This window comes from Haladaptatus sp. HS23, assembly GCF_056892285.1.
This window is the reverse complement of record NZ_JBXGLH010000003.1, coordinates 127,002-148,811: the sequence shown is the minus strand read 5'-3', so window position 1 is coordinate 148,811 and position 21,810 is coordinate 127,002. Positions and strand designations below refer to the sequence as shown.

16 protein-coding genes are annotated in these 21,810 nt (G+C 64.5%); 10 read left to right on the top strand and 6 right to left on the bottom strand.

The window, feature by feature from the left end; translation table 11 throughout:
- Positions 1 to 135: 135 nt before the first annotated feature.
- Genes AC1XDK_RS11185 through AC1XDK_RS11175 form a run of 3 tightly spaced genes read left to right on the top strand, consistent with a single transcriptional unit; the run spans position 136 to position 2,878 of the window.
- Complete coding sequence (locus tag AC1XDK_RS11185; protein WP_483349986.1) at positions 136 to 1,572, top strand: DUF58 domain-containing protein; 1,437 nt, start codon at positions 136 to 138, stop codon at positions 1,570 to 1,572.
- Between the two features lie 2 nt (positions 1,573 to 1,574).
- Positions 1,575 to 2,027, top strand: coding sequence for a DUF8163 family membrane protein (locus AC1XDK_RS11180; RefSeq protein ID WP_483349985.1), 453 nt, complete (start codon positions 1,575 to 1,577; stop codon positions 2,025 to 2,027).
- The gene (locus AC1XDK_RS11175) at positions 2,024 to 2,878 is read left to right on the top strand and encodes a DUF7982 domain-containing protein (RefSeq protein WP_483349984.1); all 855 of its coding nucleotides are present in this window, start codon (positions 2,024 to 2,026) and stop codon (positions 2,876 to 2,878) included. Before AC1XDK_RS11180 ends, AC1XDK_RS11175 begins: the two co-directional genes overlap by 4 nt.
- Here the strand turns inward: AC1XDK_RS11175 and AC1XDK_RS11170 are convergent, their stop codons facing one another.
- Both AC1XDK_RS11170 and AC1XDK_RS11165 read right to left on the bottom strand, forming a co-directional pair.
- Complete coding sequence (locus tag AC1XDK_RS11170) at positions 2,879 to 3,919, bottom strand: AAA family ATPase (protein ID WP_483349983.1); 1,041 nt, start codon at positions 3,917 to 3,919, stop codon at positions 2,879 to 2,881.
- Complete coding sequence (locus AC1XDK_RS11165; RefSeq protein ID WP_483349982.1) at positions 3,912 to 5,096, bottom strand: DUF4350 domain-containing protein; 1,185 nt, start codon at positions 5,094 to 5,096, stop codon at positions 3,912 to 3,914. Before AC1XDK_RS11165 ends, AC1XDK_RS11170 begins: the two co-directional genes overlap by 8 nt.
- Before the next feature lie 506 nt (positions 5,097 to 5,602).
- On the opposite strand from AC1XDK_RS11165, the gene AC1XDK_RS11160 reads away from it, so the two are divergent.
- Both AC1XDK_RS11160 and glmS read left to right on the top strand, forming a co-directional pair.
- Positions 5,603 to 5,788: a hypothetical protein gene (locus AC1XDK_RS11160; RefSeq protein WP_483349981.1), complete on the top strand. Its 186-nt coding sequence runs from the start codon at positions 5,603 to 5,605 to the stop codon at positions 5,786 to 5,788.
- 6 nt (positions 5,789 to 5,794) lie between these two features.
- Entirely contained in the window at positions 5,795 to 7,594 is a 1,800-nt protein-coding gene (gene glmS / locus AC1XDK_RS11155) for a glutamine--fructose-6-phosphate transaminase (isomerizing) (RefSeq protein WP_483349980.1), read from the top strand.
- Between the two features lie 19 nt (positions 7,595 to 7,613).
- Here the strand turns inward: glmS and AC1XDK_RS11150 are convergent, their stop codons facing one another.
- From AC1XDK_RS11150 to AC1XDK_RS11140, 3 genes are read right to left on the bottom strand one after another with little or no spacing between them, the layout of a single operon-like run.
- Positions 7,614 to 9,308, bottom strand: coding sequence for a sodium/phosphate symporter (locus AC1XDK_RS11150; RefSeq protein ID WP_483349979.1), 1,695 nt, complete (start codon positions 9,306 to 9,308; stop codon positions 7,614 to 7,616).
- Positions 9,301 to 12,294: an FtsX-like permease family protein gene (locus tag AC1XDK_RS11145; RefSeq protein WP_483349978.1), complete on the bottom strand. Its 2,994-nt coding sequence runs from the start codon at positions 12,292 to 12,294 to the stop codon at positions 9,301 to 9,303. Before AC1XDK_RS11145 ends, AC1XDK_RS11150 begins: the two co-directional genes overlap by 8 nt.
- Before the next feature lie 3 nt (positions 12,295 to 12,297).
- Positions 12,298 to 13,308 carry a DUF1616 domain-containing protein gene (locus AC1XDK_RS11140; RefSeq protein WP_483349977.1) on the bottom strand — a complete coding sequence of 337 codons (1,011 nt, stop codon included), beginning with the start codon at positions 13,306 to 13,308 and terminating at the stop codon, positions 12,298 to 12,300.
- A 138-nt stretch (positions 13,309 to 13,446) separates the two neighbouring features.
- Here AC1XDK_RS11140 and AC1XDK_RS11135 point away from each other — a divergent pair, with 138 nt between their 5' ends.
- The 5 genes from AC1XDK_RS11135 (at position 13,447) to AC1XDK_RS11115 (ending at position 19,787) form a co-directional block, all read left to right on the top strand.
- Positions 13,447 to 13,620 (top strand): hypothetical protein, encoded by a 174-nt coding sequence (locus tag AC1XDK_RS11135; RefSeq protein ID WP_483349976.1) that lies wholly within the window; start codon positions 13,447 to 13,449, stop codon positions 13,618 to 13,620.
- 60 nt (positions 13,621 to 13,680) lie between these two features.
- A complete protein-coding gene (gene lpdA, locus AC1XDK_RS11130; protein ID WP_483349975.1) occupies positions 13,681 to 15,099 on the top strand; it encodes a dihydrolipoyl dehydrogenase in 1,419 nt (472 codons plus the stop codon).
- 101 nt (positions 15,100 to 15,200) lie between these two features.
- A complete protein-coding gene (locus tag AC1XDK_RS11125; protein ID WP_483349974.1) occupies positions 15,201 to 17,393 on the top strand; it encodes an alpha-ketoacid dehydrogenase subunit alpha/beta in 2,193 nt (730 codons plus the stop codon).
- A gap of 75 nt (positions 17,394 to 17,468) precedes the next feature.
- A complete protein-coding gene (locus AC1XDK_RS11120; protein ID WP_483349973.1) occupies positions 17,469 to 18,944 on the top strand; it encodes a dihydrolipoamide acetyltransferase family protein in 1,476 nt (491 codons plus the stop codon).
- A gap of 57 nt (positions 18,945 to 19,001) precedes the next feature.
- Positions 19,002 to 19,787: an NAD-dependent epimerase/dehydratase family protein gene (locus AC1XDK_RS11115; protein WP_483349972.1), complete on the top strand. Its 786-nt coding sequence runs from the start codon at positions 19,002 to 19,004 to the stop codon at positions 19,785 to 19,787.
- A 50-nt stretch (positions 19,788 to 19,837) separates the two neighbouring features.
- Here AC1XDK_RS11115 and AC1XDK_RS11110 read toward each other — a convergent pair whose 3' ends face one another.
- Entirely contained in the window at positions 19,838 to 21,706 is a 1,869-nt protein-coding gene (locus tag AC1XDK_RS11110) for a glycoside hydrolase family 15 protein (protein ID WP_483349971.1), read from the bottom strand.
- Between the last annotated feature and the right edge of the window lie 104 nt (positions 21,707 to 21,810).

Genomic DNA, 21,810 nt, shown 5'->3' with positions numbered 1-21,810 from the left:
GGCAAGAGGAGACGTGCTTCGGGTGGTATTTCGTGTCCCGTCGGACGGCATAGTCGTTCCATCCTCGGAAAGGACGGATTACCGTCAGAACGATAGCACCGTGTTAACTGCCACCGTCGATTCCGCTTCAGGACGATGCACGCGACTCGTCGCCAGTGGATGGTCGTCTCGTTTGGCCTGTCTTTTTCCGTGTTGGCAGTCCTGCTCGACCGTCCGGCGCTCGTTTTCGGGACGATGGGCGTCACGTGTTGGGTGCTCTATCGATACGTCTCCTTCGCGTCCGAACTCCGCCGTGACGTCGCCGGAACGACCGTCTCACAGTCGTGCCCCCGAATCCACGTGCGGGCGGACATCCCGATATCGGTGACGGTCGACGTCGAGCGACCGCCGGACTCCTCGCTTTCTCTCTCCGCCGAATCGCGGCCGCCGCTCTCCGGCCACGGAGCGGCGAGGGAGGAGCGAACCGCCAACCTCGACGTGGGTGAAACGACGGCAAGGACGACGTATTCGGTGGCGTTCCCGACCGCCGGTTCCGCCTCGTTCGAAACGCCGATAGTAGAAGCCAGCGACCGGTTCGGACTGTTCACCGCCCGGTGGACGGGCGACGACGGGCCGAAGCTAATGGTCACCCAGCGAACTCCGAGCGACGTTCACGTCGGACGCGGCGGCAAGCGGACGCAAACGCAGTACGGCGGCCAGTCCGCGAAGCGGAACACGAGCGGACTTCCGACCGTCGAAATACGCGAGTACACGACCGGTGACAGCCTTCGACGCGTCGATTGGAACGCGACCGCCCGGTTCAACTATCCGCACGTCCGGGAGTACGAGAAGGACCCCGACCAGCGCGTTGCAGTGTTCATCGACCGACGCTCCTCCGTCGGAAACGGACGGCCGGGCGAAACGCAACTCGCGTACCTTCGGGAAGTCGCGCTCGCGCTCGTCGCCGAAGCGCACGACCGTTCGGATTCGCTCGGACTTTTCGCGGTCGGACGCGAGGGCGTTACGGCCGGGTACCCGTTCCGTTCGACGCCGACACACTACGAGGCCATCCGCGAGACGCTTCGTTCGTTAGAGGTGGAGGGCGGGCGAACGCGAGGGAACGACGCCGAAACGACCCCGAGACGGATTTCTGATGCGGTTTCGTCCCGTCGCCGGGATTCGTTACGGGCGGACGACTCGGCGTTCGCGGCGCGAATCCGTCCTTTCCTCTCGGACGCATCGAGGGGCGCCCCCGCCGACGCACCACTGCGTTCGACGGTTGAACGGCAGCTATCCCGACAAGCCGGAAACGTCTCCGTCGTCCTGCTCACGTCGGACGCGCACCGTGCCGAGGTACGCGACTGCGTTCGATACGCGAGTCGGGAGGCGGGCCAAACGAACGTCTTTCTCGCACCACGAGTACTGTTCGACTCGACGGGCTTGGCTGACCTCGACGAAACGTACGGGCGGTACGTCTCGTTCGAGCGGTTTCGACGGAAAATCGGCTCGTATCCGCTGGTGTCCGCCTTCGAAGTCGGACCCGGCGACAGGGTGGAGACCATTCTTTCCTCCGCGCGGGGGGTGTCCGTCTGACCATGCTCGAATCGAACGTGCGGACGCCGCTCGGCGGGATTGCCGCCGTAGTTGCGGCGGGTGCGCTGGCCGTCTCCCATCGGGAGATAGGTGCCCTCGCCGGAGCCGTTCTCCTCGCGCTTTGGGCGTTCACGCCCGCGGTGTACCCGTTCGTCGCCGGGCAACTCGCCGTCGTCGCACTCTATCCGTCCCACGGCCTCGGGTGGACGATTCCGGTCGTCGAACTCGCGCTCACGCTCGTGTTGCTGTCACCGTCGGTTCGGGTCACGGACCGCCGACGGCAACTGGGTGTCGTCGCCATCGTCGCCAGTTGCGCCGGCCTGACGTGGGTCGGTCTCCTCGAACTCGGGACGCTGCCGACGGCGTTCATCGTCGTCGCCGTGGCGGGAATCGCGGCGATGGTGGTGTCACAGTACACTCGTGTCGTGATTCGGGACGGAGGTGACGTCCGATGAGCGAGGAGGTGCCACCCGAATTCGAAGGGGAATCGTCATCGGACGAGCGGTTTCGACTGGCGGCGGAGGTCGAAATACTCCGCGAGGAGAACGCGAACCTCCGTCGGGAGTACGCCCGCGCTCGGCGGGTCAGAAATCGAAACGCGGCGGTCGGTCTCGCGGCGGTCGGTGCCGTAGCGGTTGCGGCGGCGGTCGTTCTGCCGTCCGTGCGGACGATTCTGCTCGTCCTCGGTGCGACGGGGGCGTTCACCGCCACGTTGGTTTACTTCCTCGAACCGACGCGGGTCCTCCCAGCGAGCGTGAGCGAAGCGGTGTACGGTACGCTTGCGGCCAACGAATCGGCGCTCGTTGCCGAACTCGGATTAGACGCCCCGGAAATCTACGTTCCGACGGACGCCTCGGGAACGCCGTCCGTCGTGCTGTTCATCACGCAATCGGCGGCCGACGACCACGCGTCGCTTCCGGATTCGGATTCGTTGTTCGTGATTTCGGACGAGGAAAGAGCACACGGCGTCGCACTTCATCCAAGCGGCGTCCCCCTCCTCGAAGCCGTTCGCCCGTCGATGCCCGACGAAGTCGGTCGCACGCCGGGCGACCTCGGAAACGGGTTGGCCGACGCTATCGAACTCCTCGGTGTCGCCGACGCGGCGTCGGCCTCGTTCGAATCCGATAATCACCTCAGGGTCGGCATCTCCGGGCAGTCGTACGGTTCGCTCGACCGCTTCGACCATCCGGTCGTCTCCCTCTTCGCGGTCGGTTTAGCGAGTACTCTCGACGAACCGGTTCGCGTCGAGAACGTGGCGTCGGGGGACCGAACCGACGAAATCGTCGAGTTCCGCTGGGGCGACTGATTACGCGCCGTCATCCACGCCGTTCGTGTCGTCCCCGCTGTCTTCGTCGTCCCCGTCAGTGCGGCCGCCGTCAGGGGTGGGCGCGAGTTCGTCCGTTTCACTTCCGGGTGGGTCCACGGACGTCTGGACGCTATCGAGTACGTCGTCGACCGTCATTTCGCGCAACTCCGCGTCCGCGTCGAGTACCACCCGGTGGATGAGGACCGACTGAACGTGGAACTTCACGTCGTCGGGAATCACGTAGTCACGTCCGTGAATCGCCGCCCGTGCCTTCGCGGTGTGGAGGAAGGCTATCGAGGCCCGCGGGGACCCGCCGTATTCGACCGCTTCGTGCGCCCGAACCGCCTCGACGAGGCGCTGAATGTACGTTTTCACTTCGGGTGCAACGTGAACGGCGGTGACTTCCCTCCGCGCTTCCTCGATGGCGTCCGTCGTCACGACTTGCTCCACGTCGCTAGGTCCAAGATGCGGATCGGTGTCGATGCGGTCGAGGAGTTCCCGCTCTTCCCCCGACGTGGGTAGTTCGACCACGACTTTCTGTTGGAACCGGTCGCGCTGGGCCTCCGGGAGTTGGTAGGTTCCCTCCATGTCGATGGGGTTCTGCGTGGCGATGACCATGTACGGGTCGGGAAGCGCGAGCGTCTCGCCGTTGATGGTCACGTGTTTTTCCTCCATCGCTTCGAGGAACGCGCTCTGCGTCTTGGGCGTCGCGCGGTTGATCTCGTCGGCGACGACGAGGTTGGCGAAGATGGGTCCCTTCTGCAGCGTGAACTCTCCCCTGTTTTCCCGGTAGACGTGGGTGCCGGTGATGTCCGCCGGAAGCAGGTCGGGCGTCATCTGAATTCGGTTGTGTGAAAGCCCCGTCGTCCCGGCGAAGAGGTTCGCGACCGTCGTCTTCGCGATACCGGGAACGCCTTCGAGCAGGACGTGGCCCTCGGTCAACAGGGACACCGTGAGGTGTTCGACCAGCGATTCCTTGCCGATGAGGACGTGACTCACTTCCGCTCGAACCGCGTCGTACAGCGTCTCGGCGTCAGTCATCGCGTTTCCCTCCTTCCCGTCCAGTTCGGCTTTCGGCGACGATTCGCTCGATACGGTCCCGCGGCCACGACGGATAGCGGCGTTGAATGGCGGTCACTACCTCCTCGGAATCGACTCGCGGAGGGGTCTCGTCGTTCCCGCTGAACCGCTCGATTCCCCCGAGCCTGCTCGACAGTCGACCGGCGGCACGCGATGCTTCCTCCGGGTGGCGAGCACCGAGTGCGAGGAGGCCGATTCCCGCCACGAGCGTGAGCTGGGCGGCGAGCGACCGACGAAGGACGATGAGTACGAGTGCGAACGGCGGCGGCCCTTCGACGTGTGTATAGTCGAAGACGGCGCGGTCGTGTGCGTCGATGAGTCCCCGGACGAAGCGTTCGTTGCCCGGGCGGGAGACCATCGAGTTGATGGCGATGCTCGGGTCGCCGACCGCGACGACGCGGCCGTCGCTGACGTTTTCGACCGTCGCGACGGGATAGCTCCCGAGTCGTTCGGTTCCGTCCAGCGTTTCGTTGCCGTTCCGGTCTAAATAACCGAAACTCGACGTGTTGGCGAGCGTGGTCGCTCCGTTCGGACGGACGGCCGTCCCGTAGTTGAACGTCAGTCGGTCGGCGGTCCCGGCGAGCGATTCGTTCGAGACGGTGGTTGCGATTGGCATGGCTGGTGAGTGATAGTTGTGTCGTTCGTCGCGGATGGCTGTCCCGTCGATTCGAGCGCTCGCGCCGAGCGACGCGAGGAGTTCGTTGCTCCGGTTTCCCCGGTCGTCCATCACGACGACGGTGCCGCCGCGACGGACGAACCCTTCCAAGGATTCGGTCCGTGACGCCGTCCGTGGTGCGACGACGAACACGACGGAGTCGTTCGCGGGGAGCGTGCGATACGTCGCCGGTTCGAGGACGACGTTCGGCCCTCCCCCGGCGTCGTCTATCCACCCGCGGAGGGTCGATGTCCCGTCCCACGCGGGGTTGTACGCGCCGAAATCGCGGGTCGAACTGACGCTTCCGACGGCGACCGCGACGACGACGAGTATCGTCAGGAGGAGCAACAGGACGGTCGGGGGACGAAGCGAGGTGGGTCCTTTCACCGTCGCTCCCCGGATTTCCCCGACGGCTCCGTACTGGCCACCCGTCGTCGTTCCGTCCTCCATCGGTCGAACGCGGTCCCCACGCGCGTCTCGCAAGGCATCGAGTGCAAACGCGCTTCGGTCATCAGTCCGTCATGCGACGATGGTCCTTACAAAGATATCGGCTATCCTGATTGAACTCCTCGGTGGAACGTTCCCCAAACCGCTGTGGAAGAACTACGGTAAAACCTGGCGTAAGTGGTCCGGAGCGCGACTCCATTTCACCTGGAATAACCATCCACTACTGGAAAATCACGCTCCTTAACCTGTTGTTAGAGGGATATTTACGGCGAACGGATTCGTTTCGTCGAGACTACAACGAACCGAACGTCACTCGGATACTCACACTATGCCGAATCACGGGGAGTACGCGATGTGAGGACTCGGGGGAATGGTTTATTATGGGTTCACTCACCCAATATCACGTTAATCAGTGGTTGCTTCAGTTTGTTCACTGATTGGTCGATACACTTTCACTTTCATCGAGGAACTCCGATAAGATATTCTTGTTAACTGAATATACTCCACCAAATAACAAATACGGATACCGTCTTAGCCCGTCCGTGACACATATAGACACGCTATCGCTCATTGACGGTACGGTCGACCCCTGTGAACCCCTTTCGGCATGGAGGGGATTCCGGGGACGACCGGAGTTCCATATCGGGAGAACGAACCGAATCATATTCGGCGAAGAACTCGATGGGGGCGGGACGAACGAACACGTCGTCGCCACCCGTGGGAGGTGACCTTCCATGTGTGGCATCATCGGATGTGCGGGCGGCGGCCGTGACATGGTTCCGTCGCTCCTCGACGGGTTGGCGAAGTTGGAGTATCGCGGCTACGACTCGGCTGGGGTGGCCGTCAGCAACTCCGACATCCACGTCGTCAAACGCGAGGGAGAACTCGACGTCCTCGCGAACACCGTCGAACGGCGATTCGGCGATGGCGGGTCGACGGGTATCGGTCACACCCGCTGGAGTACGCACGGGAAGCCGTCGGACGAGAACGCCCATCCGCACACGGACTGTGAGGGCCGAGTCGCGGTCGTCCACAACGGCATCATCGAGAACTATCGGGTTCTGCGGGAGGAACTCGGGTTGCTACAGCACGAGTTCGAGAGCGAGACGGATACCGAGGTCGTCCCGCACCTCATCGGCTACTTCCTCGACATGGGGATGTCCCGAAAGGAGGCGTTCCAACGAGCCGTCGAAAAACTGGAGGGAAGCTACGCGCTCGCCGCGATATTCGAGGATCACGACGAGGTGATGGCGACCCGAAAGGATTCGTCGCTCGTCCTCGGCGTCGGCGACGGGACCTTCATCGCGAGCGACATGACCGCGCTCGTCGAGCGTACCGACAGGGTCGTTCATCTGTACGACGGCGAGTTCGCGTTCCTCTCCGAGGACGGCTACACGATAGTCGACCGGAACGGGACGCCGCAGTCGAAGACGCTGACGGAAATCGAGTGGGACGCCGAGGCCGTCGCCAAGGGGAGCCACGACCATTACATGCAAAAGGAGATTTACGAGCAGTCGAGCGCGCTTCGAGAGTGTCTGCGCGACCGATTCCCGACGCCGGACTCCGTCTCCTTGGACGCCATCGAGGACGGCTACGCTCCCGATTCCGTCCATCTCGTCGCGTGCGGAACGAGCTATCACGCGGCGCTCTACGGGGCGAAACTGTTACGAAACGCGGGTATTCCGACACAGGCGCACTTAGCGAGCGAGTACGCGATGGCCCCGGCACCAATTCGGGAGGGAACGCTCGTCGTCGGCGTCACACAGAGCGGCGAGACGGCGGATACGCTCGCCGCGCTTCGAACGGCGAGCGACGACGGTGCCCGAACGCTCGCACTGACGAACGTCGTCGGAAGCTCCGCGGCGCGGGAGTGTGACGACGCGCTCTTCATCCGGTCGGGGCCGGAAATCAGCGTCGCGGCGACGAAGACGTTCGCGAGCCAACTCGTTACTCTCGCGCTGTTCGCCCTCCAGTCGTCCACCGAATCGACTCCCGAAACGGACCGACTGATTTCGGCGCTCGCCGAACTGCCGGGACACGTCCAGCACCTCCTCGATACGACCGACGCGGCGGCGGTGGCCCGCCGTCTCGCGGGCAGTTCGAGCTACTTTTTCATCGGACGGGGATTACAGTACCCCGTCGCGCTGGAGGGCGCGCTCAAGATGAAGGAGATAACCTACGAACACGCCGAGGGGTTCGCCGCGGGGGAACTCAAACACGGTCCGCTCGCGCTCGTGACCGACGAGACCCCCGTGTTCGTCTCCGTCATCGGGGACGGCGAAACCGCGCGGAAGACGGTTTCCAACGCGAAGGAAGTGAAAGCACGCGATGCGCCGCTCGTCGCCGTCACCGACGGACGGTCGTCCATCGACGAGTTCGCCGACGAGGTGCTGACGGTCCCGCGAACGGACCCCACCCTCGCGCCGATACTCGTCAACGTCCAGTATCAACTCCTCGCGTACCACACGGCTCGCCTTCTGGACCGGGATATCGACAAGCCGCGAAACCTCGCGAAAAGCGTCACCGTCGAGTGACGGTTTCGCGGAGACCGGTTCAGCGACCGGACACACCACCACCCGGTCCACGATTGGATTCGACCGAGCAGGTTCCTCTTCTACGCGGCGTGGTGATGACGAGCGGGTCGCGTCCCCGTGCCGAATAGATGACGTTTCTCCGGGCGGTGAATCGGTCGTAGCGACCCGTCGTCAGCGTTGTCGGAGCCGACGGGAACAGTTGTGCGCCGACCGTCGTCCACGACCGCTGTGCGACCACCGGGCAGTTCGGTGGCGACCCGTTCCCGTGAAGCCACTCGTACAGCGGCGTGTACCCCGCGTTCGCTCGCTCCGGATAGTAGTTCGTCGAGAGGATGACGATGTGGCCGTCGCCGACCCAACCGCCGTCGAGTTCGTTCGACGCGAACGTCGCGGTGGCGAACTCCGAGGGCGTCACCGTCGGTTGTGCGGACGTGGCGTGCAGACCGGCGAACGCGACGGGGGCGCTCGCGACCACGCAGAGGACGAGGAACGGAACGACGACCCGGCGAGCGGCGGTTCGGAAGGAGGTCTTTCCCGCACGGCGGACGCCGACATCGACCGCTGCGACCGCCGCGACCGCACACATCGAAAAGTGGGTGAATATCTGGCTCCGAACGGCGAGGGATTCGTACTCGTGCGTGAGACTCCCCGTCAGCGCGAACCCGATGAGCGCGAGCGACCCGGCGAGGAGCGAAACGACCACGACGGCGCTCCCGTCCGTCTCCGTGACCCGCGGTACCCCCCACGCGGCCACCAATCCGATGCCCGCCACCGGGAGCAGCAGGCCGAGTTGGAGGGCGTCGGTTCCGGCCGTTCCGGGGAAGATGGGAAGGAAGTGGTTCGCGACCAACAGCGTCACCACGCCGACGATGACGCCCGTCGGAACGAGACGCTGCACGGCCGTTCCCGTGGACGGAAGCAGAGAGGAGAACGCCACGAGGAGGACCAACCACGCGAGGAACACGCCGGGAAGCGTGGAAACGTAACTCGCCTCCTCCAAGCCGGAATACTGGTAGTATACGACCATGAGCGTCCAAAACCCGACGAGGACGACGACGCCGAAGGCGACGCGCCGAGTTGTCGCCCGTCTGGAGGACCGGAGAAAGAGGGCGAACACGACGAGCAACGCGAGCGCGGCGACCATCGTCCCGAGGTTGTGCGTAAACGGGAGGAAGGGAACGGTCACGAGCGTCAACGCCATCCACGCCGGGCGGTCGGTTCGTAACGCTCGCTCGAACGCGATGACCGACAGCACGACGAGCGCGTGGCCCAGCATCTCGCTGCTCACCGCCGCCGAGCGGCCGAGATAGACGCCCTCGACGGCCAGCGCTAATCCGGCGAGCGCGGCGGCGAGTCGCGTATGCGACGGGTCCCAGTTCCACCGACGGCAGACGCGCCGGACGACGCTGACCACGACGAGCGCCGGGACCGTTCCGACGACGGCGACCAGCAGTTGGGCGACGGCGAGCGGACCCGCACCGGTCGCCTGACTGACGCCGGTCAGGTAGGCGGTGAAGACGTACTCGTCGGGGTTGAGAAATCGGCGTGCCGCAGAGAGGTGTCCGGTGGCGGCGGCCTTCCGGGCCAACGCGGCGAAGTGGTAGCCGTCGACGTTGTACGGCAGGGCAGTCCAGTGGAGCGGGAGCGTCCGCATCGCCACGCCCATGAGGAACACCGCGAGGCCGACCAGCACGTAGCGACGTCGGTCAGTCATCGGTTTCCCCTCCGACCCCGGAGTCGGTATCTCGTGCGTGCCGCGGGACCGTCGAAAGGAGCGCGCCCGGTTGCACCCTCGTGAGCGTCGCGACGGCGAGGACGGCGCTGAGACACATGACGCCGACGCCACCGACCACGACGCCACCGACCACGCGGGCGTTCAGGACCGGCGTGATTCGGATGCCGTACAGCACTAACAGGTCGCTTCGCACCAAAATCTCGAGAACGGCGACCGCAATCCCGAACGCCGCCACGGTTGCGACCACGCCGACGACGGCCGCGTCCACGAGGACGGACGAGAGGAGTTGAACTGGCGACGCGCCCGTCGCTCGATGGACGCCGAAGACGTGGCGTCGGGAGTGGACGGTGTAGGCCACGGTGGCCGTCGTACTGCCGACGGTCATCAGTCCGGCCAAACAGACGAAGACGGCGATGAGGAGGTTGAGGTCGCCGAACGCCGTGGAAATCGCGCGACCGATGCTCGTCCCGCCGGACCCGCCGCTGCTGGCCACCGCGGCGGCGATTCGTTCGTCTCCCACGACGCGATACGTCGCCGTCTCGAGTTCCCGCCCGTCCACTGCCGCACGAACCGTGTGCGAACCGGGTGGCTGGCGGCCGAGGCTGATTCGAACCGTCGTCCGTTCACCCGGTTCGAGGGTGACTCGACGGGTGGTCCGCTCGCCGTCGGACGTGACCGCGACCGTCTTCGAGAGGGTGTCGTTCCACGGGTTGGTCAGCGTGAGGAGGGCGGTGGGTCGCGTGATGAGCGTCGGTTTCGACGGCTGAACGTCGACGCGCCCGACGAGGGTGCGTGTCGCGTCGCGCGCTACCGTCACCGTTTCCCGTACCGTCTTCCCGTCGTGTGTTGCACGAACCGTGGCCGTCCCCGGCGCGCCGAGTCGAACCCGTGCAATTCCGTCCTGTCCCGTCCGTTCCGTTCGCCCGTTCACCGAGACGGTCGCGTTCGGAACCGGATTTCCGCTGCTGTCACGGACTCGAACGAGCGGCCTGCTGTTCGGGGGCGCTCGCTCCGGGACGGTGCCGAGTTGGATGGCGTCGCGCGGGACGACGCGGACCGATTGGGTTCGGCCGCCGACCGAAATCCGGTGCTTGCCGAGTCGTTCTGCACGCGTTCGAACGAGAACCTCGCGGTGTTCGTGTGGGTCGAGCGTGACGGACGTAGAATGCGTCTCTCCGTCTATTCTCACCGTCACGTTCCGAGTCACGCGTGACGTGCCGAGGTTTTCGACCTGCACCCGAATCGGAACGCTGGCGTTTTGCGGGACTCGGTCGGGCGTCGAGACGCCGACGACGACGGTCGTTGGGCGGTCGGTCGCAACCCGTCCCGTCGTTCGAATCACCTGCACCGTTCCGGGGTCCACGTTGGCGAGGTGGCGCGCCGTTCCGAGCGAGACGAGGAGTTGGTCGTCGAACGGTCCCGGCGCGCTGTAGGTGCCGACGATTTCGACGCGGGTCACGCCCGCCACGGTACTGCCGCCGAGCGTTAGCGAGTCGTTCGTCGTCACGCCGAGGGTTCGCGCGAGGTCGGCACCGATGACGGCCTCGTCGGGACCGCTCGGCCGCCGCCCGCTGACGAGCGTCGCGTTCGAAACCCGCGCAAACGACCCGTAGGACGCTCCTCGGGCGAGCATCGGATCTCCGTCGTGGACGGCGAACACGAGGATTTCGGGACTGGCGGCCGTTCCGTGGTCGCGGAGCGCGCCCGCGTAGCGCTCCGGAATCCGGCTTGCGATGGGGTGGGACGCGCCCGGTTCAGCAACCGTCGTTCCGCCTGTCTGGACCATCGGCGTGACGACGCCCGTGATGGACGCGACGAGGAGGATGACCAGACAGAACGCCGCGAGCGGCGCGACGCTGGGGACGAGGACCCGCCAGTCGAGCAGTTCGAGCGACCGCCCGCGGGACAGAACGCCCGTGAGACGCGCGGTCCACCCGGATTCGGTTCGTGGCGACATGGCCCGTACGGGCGGGCCGCGCGTACACGCCCACGCCGCCAGAAATCCGGCACCCGCACCGGTCACGACGACGCCGCCGTACAGCGGCAGGAGTATCGTCGCGGCCCGCGACGACACCCGAATCGACAGTGACGTCGGCATGTGTAGGTACACGGCGGCGTTGACGGCGCTTCGCGTGACCACGACGCCGACGGCGTACCCGAGGGCGGTTCCCACCCCGGTCAACATCCCCGCCCTGACCGCGTACAGACGACGAATTCGCCCCGGACGGTCTCCCGTGGCACGCGCCACGTAAATCGTCCGTCGTCTATCGTAGGTGTGCATTCGCGTGACGCCGTAGATAGTGACGCCGACGAGGACGCCCGCCCCCACCGCCGTCAGTCCGAGGACGGTGACGACCTGCCGTATCCCTGTGAGGAAGAACGCGAGTGCAGACCGGAGCGGAACGCCGGTAGCCGAAATCGGACTTCCCGATTCGGGTTCGACGACGAACGCGCCCGTCGCGCCGAGGCGGGAAACCACTGATTCGTTGGCCACGTACCATCGTGGCGGCAGGATGGACTCCGACGCGTTTCGGGGCCGGACCGAAAGCGACAGTCGGGCGTCCTGCCCGCGGACGACGCGCGTCGTTTCCGACGCGACGTCGCCCGTCATTCCCCCGGAGTCGGGCGGACAGGGTATCGAAACGGACGCTTGGCCGTCGGGTGAGTTCGCCCGTGGACAGGAAACGCCGACGACGCGGGTTTCCGTCTCTGTCTCCTCGTTGACTACGGCCGTCGGAAGGACCACCGCGTTCCCGTCCGCCGCGGCGCGAGCGCTCCGAACCGTCGGGTAGTACGTCGCTTGTCCCTCGGTGGTGTACTCCTTCGCCATCGACGTCGTTTGTGCCCCGGCGGCCAGCACGACCAGTGTCGTGCCGGTGAGAAACGCGACGGTCACGACGACGACGAGGACCGCGAGCGCGTCACGGCGCGACCACCGGAGGAGTACGCGTCGTCGGTATCCCACTGATTACCCCCGAACTCCCGTCGTGTCGGAACGCGCCGTTCCGGTCTGATTCGCGGTCCCCAGGGTCGCCCAGAGGTGGAGTTCCTGGTCGGCGTTCTTCGTGGTCGGCGTCGATGGTACAGTTCCCTCGTAGAGGAGAAACGCGATTCGCCGGTTGGGACCATCGACGGACGAGGCCCCGTCGTAGGGGATTCGACGGCTTTCGCCCGAATCGAGCGTGACGCTATGTTTCGCGAGCGTTTCCCGCGCACGGGTCGTCGACGGGTCGCCGGGTCGGACCCGCTGGCGCTGAACGACGACGGTGTAGCGAACCCGTCGATGTTCGTGATTTTCGACGCTGATACTGCCGCCGAAGTCGGACGCCGCGACTCCTGACGGGACGGTGCCGGACGAGTTTCCGGCATGGAGGGCGAACTCGGTGTACGATTCCGTCCGGCCGAGTCCGGCGAACGCCACGCCGACGCTGACCGCCGCCGCTACGATGAGGAGAACTAGCGCGACGTTCAGCCCCCTGTCGAGGTCGGTTTCGGACCCGTCGGACAGGACCGACCGAAGCGGTCGTTTCGGAACCCGTACGGGGAGAGAAACGCTCGTGGGTCGCCGACGTATCGCCGCGACCATCGACGTGAGGAGGATGAACCCGGTAATCGTGAACAGCACTGGGACCGGTCGAATTCCGACGCCCGACGCGTCGAGGCCGAACGCGAACGCCGCGACGACGAGTACACTCAACACGACGGAATACGCCGCCCGTTCGAACCCGTCGAGTCGGGGGTGCGAGTCAGTGTGATTTCGGTGTTTCTCTCTATCTCCTAGCGGAACCAGAGCCGAGAGCAGGGTGTATCCCGGGAGGAAGAGAACCACCGGGAGCGTCAAAATCAACCGAATCGGTTGTGCTCCGAGCGGGGAAACGAGCGGTGTCAGGGCGGCGAGACTGGCCAACACGTCCACCGCGACGAGGTCGGCCGATGACCGGACAACAGACCCGTCGGTCGTCGTGGACGCATCTCTCATTCATCGAGACGACGACGCGACCCGTCAAGTATCCTTCTGAAAATATGACAGATTTGTCCGTGTGACCAACGACTGATTTTATCGCGGAAACGGATGTATCGCCTGGCCGATGTGTGACGCACCTAGCCAGCAGAAATTATGTGCTGGACGTTGCGTGCCTACTCGGTTCGACGAGGACGGACGGTCCGTCCCGAACTCGGGAGACGGGGAGTCATCGCGTTCGACGACTCCCCGTGGTGTCGCGCTCGGTTCTCCCCGGATTCTGGCGTCGTCGCGCCATCGAGCGCAACACCGTGCCGGCAGGACTGGTGAATAACCAATCCAGCGGGCACCGTATCGCACGAGAACCGACCCAGTTGATTTCGACCACACATGTCTGATACGAACGTTCCGAACGAAACGGAAGTCGTCATCGTCGGCGCGGGACCGGGTGGCTACGTCGCAGCGATTCGCGCCGGGCAACTCGGCCTCGACGTCACGCTCGTAGAGAAGGAGGCATACGGCGGCACCTGCCTCAACTTCGGGTGTATCCCCTCGAAGGCGCTTATCTCGGCGACCGACGTCGCCCACGAAGCGGCGTCGGGCGAGGACCGCGGCATCCACGCCGACCCCGAAATCGACCTCTCCGAAACCGTCGAATGGAAGGACGACGTCGTGGACCGTCTCACCGGCGGCGTCGAGCAACTCTGCGAGCAGGCGGGTGCGACGCTCGTCGAGGGTCGCGCCGAGTTCGCAGACGAATCGACCGTCACGGTCCACACTGACGACGGTGAACACCAACTGTCGTTCGACCACGCCGTCGTCGCGACCGGTAGTCGGGCCGTCGAACTCCCGGACTTCCCGTTCGAGGAGGACCTGATTCTCGACTCGCGACAGGCGCTCGCGCTCGAAGAAGCGCCCGAGTCGATGGTCATCGTCGGTGCCGGCTACATCGGTATGGAACTCGCGACTGCCTACGCCAAGGCGGGCACCGACGTGACCGTCGTGGAGATGTTGGACGAGATACTCCCCGGCTACGGAGCGGCGGCGAGCGAACTCGTTCGCGAGCGCGCGACGGACCTCGGTGTCGACTTCCACTTCGGCGAGCGGGCGGCGGACTGGCGGGAACGCGACGGCGGCATTACCCTCGTCACGGAGGACGAGGAAGGTGAGGAAGCGGAGTACGACGCCGAAAAAGTCCTCGTCGCCATCGGCCGCGAACCCGTCACCGATACCGTGAATCTCGACGCCATCGGCCTCGAACCGACCGACGACGGCTTCCTCGAAACCGACGGACGGGGCCGTACCGAGCGCGAGAACGTCTTCGCCATCGGCGACGTGGCGGGCGAACCGATGCTCGCTCACAAGGGAATGCGCGAGGGCGAAGTCGTCGCCGAAGTCATCGCGGGTGAACCGGCCGCGCTCGATTACCAAGCCGTCCCGGCGGTCGTGTTTACCGACCCGGAAATCGCGACGGTCGGGATGACCGAGGACGAGGCCGAGGAGGACGGTTACGACGTGATAACCGGCGAGATGCCGCTCCGAGCGAGCGGCCGCGCGCTCACCCTGAACGACGACGAAGGGTTCGTCCGCGTCGTCGCTGACGCCGACGAGGGATATCTCCTCGGCGCGCAACTCGTGGCTCCGGAGGCGTCGGAACTGGTTGCCGAGTTCGGACTCGCGCTCGAACTCGGCGCGACCGTCGACGACGTCGCCGCGACGATTCACACCCATCCCACCCTCTCGGAGGCCGCGAAGGAAGCCGCGGCCAACGCACGTGACCACGCCATTCACACCCGAAACGACCGATGAGACCCCAAAATTCATGAACGACCCTTCCACTCCACCCACGAACGAATCGCACCGCACCGACACGAAGCCACCGGCGATTTCGATATTCACGGTGTCCGACCATGTCTGAAGAGAAGTGGTCCGAGCGCGACCCGCCGCGCGACTTTCACCAACTCCTCGACGACGAGGGGCACCTCCTCGACGGGGCGGACGTTCCGAGCCTCGAAGACGACGAACTCGTCGACTTTTACCGGACCATGGTTGCGACGCGGCGACTGGAGGACACCATGTTGGATATGCAGCGAAGCGGGGAAGCGAGCCTCGTCGCCCGCGAACTCGGTGAGGAAGCGACTCCGCTCGGTGCCGCCGCGGCGCTGGACGAGGACGATTGGCTGTTCTACACCTATCGCCAGAACGCGGCGCTCCTCCACTGGGACGTACCGATGGCGAAGATAATCCTCGGGACGACCGGACAGGAACCCGAAACCATCGCCGAGGGACTCGGCGACTGGGAGTCTCCCCTGAACTTCTCGCCGGACTACACGCCCGTCGCGGTGAACGTGACGAACGCGGCGGGGTCGGCGATGACCGACCGGTTCCGCGAGCGGGACACCGTCTCGATGGTCTTCATCGGCGACGGGTCCACGAGCGAGGGGTCGTTCCACGACGGGATGAACTTCGCGGGCGTCTTCGACGCGCCGGCGGTCATCGTCGTGCAGAACAACCAGTGGGCGATTTCGGAACCATCACAGCGCCAGACCGCCGCAGAGACGTTCGCCCAGAAAGCCGAAGCGTACGGCGTTCCGCACGAACGCGTCGACGGCAACGACGTTCTCGCCGTCTACGACGCGGCGAGCGAAGCGGTCGAACGCGCCCGCGAGGGAGGCGGCCCAACGCTGGTCGAATGCGTCACCTACCGGATGGGGAACCACAACACCTCGGACAACGCGGACCTCTACCGGGACGAGAGCGAACTGAAAGACGAATGGGAGGGCCGCGACCCCATCGACCGGTTCTCGACCTACCTCGGCAACCGGAACCTCCTCGACGACGACCGGCGCGAGGAGATACGAAACGAGATTGACGACGAGGTGGACGACGCCGTCGAGACGGCCCGGAGCGTCCCTGACACCGACCCGATGCGGATGTTCGACCATCACCTCCACGGCACCTCGTGGCGCGAGGCCCACCAACGAACCGAGTTCCAGCGCGAACAGGAGGGGAAGAACCCGTTCACCGATTTCACCGGCGACGAGTTCGATACGGCGCAATGGGAGGGACACGGTCCCGACCTCGACGTCGAAATCGCGCCGCTCGACCCCGACGAGGACGACGTGGAGACGGAAGACTGGAACATCGTGACGGCCGTGAACCGGACGCTCCATCAGGAGATGAGTCGGGACGACGCGATGCGAATCCTCGGATACGACATCGGACCCATCGGCGGTGTCTTCCGAGCCACGGAGGGACTCCTCGACGAGTTCGGGTCGAACCGCGTGATAGACACGCCGCTGTCCGAAAACGGCATCGTCGGCACCGCGGTGGGAATGGCGATGCGGGACGACCGACCGGTCCCCGAAATCCAGTTCAAGGGCTTTTCGTACCCCGCGTTCGGCCAGTTCATGTACGCCGTCGCCAAGATGTACGAGCGGACCGGCGGTGACATCGAACTACCGATGACGATTCGGATGCCGTACGGCGGCGGTATCAAGGCGCTCGAATATCACCAGGAATCGACCGAGACGTTCGAGATTCACGCGCCGGGCGTCCGCGTCCTCTGCCCGAGTACGCCGTATCAGGCCAAGGGACTGTTGGCGTCGAGCATTCGGTGTGACGACCCGGTCGTGTTCATGGAGCCGAAACACATCTATCGAGGATTCGACGAGCCGGTGCCGACCGAGGAGTACACCCTCCCGTTGGACGAAGCGCGAACCGTCCGCGAGGGCGAGGACGTGACGGTGCTCACGTGGGGGGCCATGGTTCGCCACGCCGAGAGCGCCGCGGAGGAAGTCGATGCGGACGTCGAAGTCATCGACCTCGTCACGCTCTCGCCGCTCGACGTGGAGACGATTTTGGAGTCCGTGAAGAAGACCGGCCGGTGCGTCGTCGTCCACGAGGCGCGGCGCACCCTCGGCCTCGGCGCGGAACTCTCGGCGCTGGTCAACGAGTACGCGCTAGACCGACTGAAAGCCCCCGTCAAACGAGCGACGGGGTACGACGTTCACTTCCCAGACAACGACATCGAGGACGACTATCTCACGGACGCAGAGCGGGCGACGTTCGCCATCGAGGCGGTGATGAGCTATGAGTACTGAACACGCGACAGGCCGTCAGCGATTCCCAGCGGAACCGTTCGAAGACCGCACCACCATCCGAAGGAGGTGGTCGGCGTGACCGCCTACGAGTTCGAACTCCCCGACCCCGGAGAGGGATTGACCGAAGCGGAACTGGTCGAGTGGCACGTCGAAGAGGGCGACGACATCGAGGAACACGACGTCCTCTGCGAGGTGGAGACGGACAAGGCGGTGACGGACGTCCCGTCGCCGTGTCCTGGGTCCGTCGAGGAGCGACGGGCCGAACCGGGCGACGTCGTACAGGTCGGCGAAGTCGTCGCCGTCATCGAGACGGACTCGCCGCCGAGCGGCGGTGAGGTAGCCGAGGCGGCCGAGGAGGCGGCGGAAGAAGCCGACACCGAACAGGAGACGAAAGCCGATGAGGAAGGTTCCGAGGAGGCCCAAGCAGACGCCGAGGAGGAGACGGAACCGGCGGAGGAAACCGAAGAAGAAGCAGCGGAGGAGGAAACGGAAGCCGAAGAAGAATCCGAAGAAACGGCCGCAGAGGAACCCGAATCCGAAGAAGCCGAAGAAAGCCAAGCCGAGGAGGAAGCCGAAAGCGAAACAGAGGGCGAGGAGTCACAGTCGCCCACGACGTCGGAAGACCGGGTGTTCGCGGCACCGCGAACCCGAGCCTACGCCCGCGAGCAGGGCGTCGACCTATCGGACATCGACGGGTCGGGACCGAACGGACGCGTCGTCCGCGACGATATCGATGCGCAGGTAACCGGCGGAACGACGGGCGAGACGGCCGAAGCGGGTGGCGATGCGACCTACGCCATCGAGCATCCGACGACCGAAATCGAACCGGTCGAAATCGACGAGGACGAGGAGCGCGCCGAACGGCGGGACCTCTCGGGGCTTCGCGCTCGCATCGCCGAGAACATGTCCCGCTCGGCCGCCGTCGTCCCGCAGTTGACCTCCGGGTTCCGGGCCGACGCCACCGAACTCGTCGAACTCAAGGAGCGTCTCGACGCGGAACACGACGTTCACATCACCTACACCCCGATTCTGCTCAAGGCGGTCGTTCCGGCGCTGAAGGAGTTCCCGATGGTGAACGCCAGCATCGACGACACGACCGACGAAATCGTGGAGAAGTACTACTACAACGTCGGGTGTGCGACCCACACCGAGAGCGGACTCATGGTTCCCGTCATCAAGGACATCGACAGCAAGTCCATCGTCGAGGTGGCACGGGAGCTGTCGGACCTCACCGAACGGGCGCGCGAGCGGTCCATCGACGCGGCCGACATGCAGGACGGCACCTTCACCGTAACCAACCTCGCCAGCTTTGGCGAACATCGAACGTTCGGGACGCCCATCATCAACTACCCCGAAGTCGCCATCATGGGTATCGGACGGATTCGAGAGGAACCGGTCGCCACCGAAGACGGCGAGGTCGAGGTACGACCGCAGATAGACCTCAGCCTCTCCTACGACCACCGCCTCGTGGACGGGGCGAAGGCGAACCAGTTCATGGAGTACGTCATCGACGGCATCGAGGACACCGACCTCCTCTTGGGCCGCCTGTAACGGGTGGTCGTCCCGTTCGGCCATTATTTATGTGTGTCTCGCTCACGACAATCCGATATGACCCGAATTGCCGTCACGGGCGCGTCAGGTAACGTCGGAACGGAAGTCAGGAAGGCCTTCGACGACCACGACCTCACGCTCATCACGCAGCACGAGCGCGACGACATGGACAGTATTCCGGTCGACGTGACGAACCGGGACGCGTTCGTCGACGCCCTCTCCGACGAGGACGTTCTCATTCACCTCGCAGCGAATCCCTCCCCGTACGCCGACTGGGACGACGTCCATACGGTGAACATCGAGGGGACGTACAACGCGTACAAAGCGGCGGTCGAGAACGGACTCGACCGGGTGGTCTACGCGAGTTCGAACCACGCCATCAACGGGAACGAAACCGTAGCCGCCGACGAACCCGAAACGTTGCTGGAGGACACGCCGGTCGTCAACCACGATGCCCGACCGCATCCCGATTCGTGGTACGGCGTGACGAAAGTGTCGAGCGAAGCCATCGGCAACCGCTTCGCCAGTCAGAGCGGCATCGAAGCGGTGAACCTCCGCATCGGGTGGCTGATGACGCGCGAGAACCTTCGGGAAAGTCAAGAGGACCCCGATTCGTCGTATCCGGAGGCGTACGCTCGCTTTGCGCGTGCGATGTGGCTTAGCCCCCGCGACTGTCACGACGCGTTACGGTCCGCCGCATTCGCCGACATCCCGACGAACCCGGTCACGGCACACGCAATTTCCCGAAACGACGAGCGCTGTCTCTCGCTCACTCACACGCTCAAGTCGATCGGCTATCAGCCGAGGGACGACTCGGCAGAAGTACTCGAAAACGACGGGTAACGACACGTCGACGTCCGTCGTCATCCGCAAAATAGACGACTCGCTTCCGCTCAGTCCCGGTTTTCCGGCCCGTGTCCGTACGGGTCCCCCTCGATTCCGGCGGAATCGAACGTGAACTCGTCGTCTTCTTCCTCCGCGATGTAAAGCGCGCTGTTGATGAGACCGATGTGGCTGAACGCCTGCGGGAAGTTCCCCAACTGCTGTCCCCGTTCGACGTCCACTTGCTCGGCGAGGAGTCCCACCGGGCTCGAATAGTTCAAGACGTTGTTGTGTATCTCACGCGCCTCGTCCACTCGACCGGAGCGAGCGAGCACCGAGGCGAGCCAGAACGAACAGAGCAGGAAGGCCCCTTCGTCGCCGGGCAACTGGTCTCCCCCTTCGTTGTACCGGTACACGAATCCCTCCGGTGTGGTGAGCGTCTCCCTGACCGTTTCGATGGTTCCCTGTACCCGGTCGTCGTCTATCGGGAGGAAGCCCATCAGCGGAATCAAGAGCCCCGTCGCGTCGATGGTATCGCCCTCGAACGTCTGCGTGAAGCTGTTTTTCTCCTCGTCGAACCCCCGTTCGATGACCGCCTCCTTGATATCGGAACGGTAGTCCCGCCAGCGTGTCTTCGGTGCGTCGAACCCCTCCTTTTCGGCCATGTCGATAGCGCGGTCCAGCGCCACCCAGCACATCACCTTCGAGTACACGTAGTGGCGCTTTTCCCGCCGTGGCTCCCAGATACCCGAGTCCGGTTCGTCCCACCTGCGACAGACGTATTCGACGATGTCGTAGACGGCGTCCCAGTCGTCTTCGCTGATTCCTCTCTCCGTCCCGACCAACTGGTAAACCGACTGTACGAGTTCGCCGTAGATGTCGAGTTGAAACTGGTTCGCGGCGTCGTTCCCTATCCGAACTGGTTTCGACCCGCGGTAGCCTGCGAGGTGGCCGAGTTGCTCCTCGGGAATGTCGGATTGGCGCTTCAGGCCGTACAACGGCTGGAGACTCCTCGGGTTGGTCGAGCGACTGAGGTCGAGGAAGTGGTCGAGATAGGCCTCCGCCTCTTCGGCGTGCCCGAGATGCGTCAGTGCACGAATCGTGAACGCGCTGTCTCGAATCCAACTGTACCGATAATCCCAGTTCCGAACTCCGCCGATGCTCTCCGGCAACGACGTCGTCGGGGCCGCACAGATGCTTCCGGTGTCCAACCGCGTGAGGAGTTTGAGGACGAGTCCCGACCGAACGATGTGGTCGTGTCCTAATTCGTCGAAGGGGCACTCGGACCGCTCGCAGGTGTGGCTCCATTCCCGCCAATACTCGGCGGTTTCGTCGAGTACCTCTTCACAGGCCCTGTGACTCATCGGTTCGTGGGTGTCGTACTGGAACACGTACCAGTCGCTCTCGTTCTCGTCGAGCGCGTACGTCGCGTGGGCGATGCCGTCCTCGATGTACATGTTCCTCGTCGTCGAGAGGAATGCACGTTCGTCGTCGCTAGTCGCTTGAATCCCACCCGACGTAGTTTCGAGGCTGGTCTCGGCGCGAGCGTAATCGAAGCGAGGGCGGAACTCCACGTCGATATCGACCGACCCCTCGGTACACGTCACCTGCCGGTAGACGGCGTAACTCGGATAGTCCTCTGCGACTCCCTCCCCGACGACAGGCATGAAGTCGGTGACGACGCACTCGCCTGACGACGTCCGAAACGTCGTTTGGAGGACGTTCGTGTGGCTGAGATACTGTTGGCTAGCCTCGTACTCCTCGACGGGCGAGATGCCGAACTGCCCACCTCGGTCAGCATCGAGAATCCCGGCGAAAACGCTCGACGAGTTCACGCTCGGGAAACACGCCCAATCTATCGATGCGTCAGTGCTCACGAGGACGCACGTCTCCAAATTCCCGATAACTCCATACTCCGAAATCGGCGTAAACGAACCCATCTATATACACTTCATCTCCAGTCATATCACTATCCCTGTCCTACTCTGGAACCCTCTGTTTGCGTCGCCGTCAGATTCATAGGTGGTACGAGATGGATGCCCTA

Excerpts from the sequence above, each read along its gene's own strand:
- AC1XDK_RS11175 (WP_483349984.1), top strand. The coding sequence starts at position 2,024 with ATGAGCGAGGAGGTGCCACCCGAATTCGAAGGGGAATCGTCATCGGAC.
- AC1XDK_RS11150 (WP_483349979.1), bottom strand. The coding sequence starts at position 9,308 with ATGACTGACCGACGTCGCTACGTGCTGGTCGGCCTCGCGGTGTTCCTC.
- AC1XDK_RS11185 (WP_483349986.1), top strand. The coding sequence starts at position 136 with ATGCACGCGACTCGTCGCCAGTGGATGGTCGTCTCGTTTGGCCTGTCT.
- AC1XDK_RS11170 (WP_483349983.1), bottom strand. The coding sequence starts at position 3,919 with ATGACTGACGCCGAGACGCTGTACGACGCGGTTCGAGCGGAAGTGAGT.
- AC1XDK_RS11135 (WP_483349976.1), top strand. The coding sequence starts at position 13,447 with ATGTGCTGGACGTTGCGTGCCTACTCGGTTCGACGAGGACGGACGGTC.
- lpdA (WP_483349975.1), top strand. The coding sequence starts at position 13,681 with ATGTCTGATACGAACGTTCCGAACGAAACGGAAGTCGTCATCGTCGGC.
- AC1XDK_RS11125 (WP_483349974.1), top strand. The coding sequence starts at position 15,201 with ATGTCTGAAGAGAAGTGGTCCGAGCGCGACCCGCCGCGCGACTTTCAC.
- AC1XDK_RS11110 (WP_483349971.1), bottom strand. The coding sequence starts at position 21,706 with ATGGGTTCGTTTACGCCGATTTCGGAGTATGGAGTTATCGGGAATTTG.
- glmS (WP_483349980.1), top strand. The coding sequence starts at position 5,795 with ATGTGTGGCATCATCGGATGTGCGGGCGGCGGCCGTGACATGGTTCCG.
- AC1XDK_RS11140 (WP_483349977.1), bottom strand. The coding sequence starts at position 13,308 with ATGAGAGATGCGTCCACGACGACCGACGGGTCTGTTGTCCGGTCATCG.
- AC1XDK_RS11180 (WP_483349985.1), top strand. The coding sequence starts at position 1,575 with ATGCTCGAATCGAACGTGCGGACGCCGCTCGGCGGGATTGCCGCCGTA.
- AC1XDK_RS11115 (WP_483349972.1), top strand. The coding sequence starts at position 19,002 with ATGACCCGAATTGCCGTCACGGGCGCGTCAGGTAACGTCGGAACGGAA.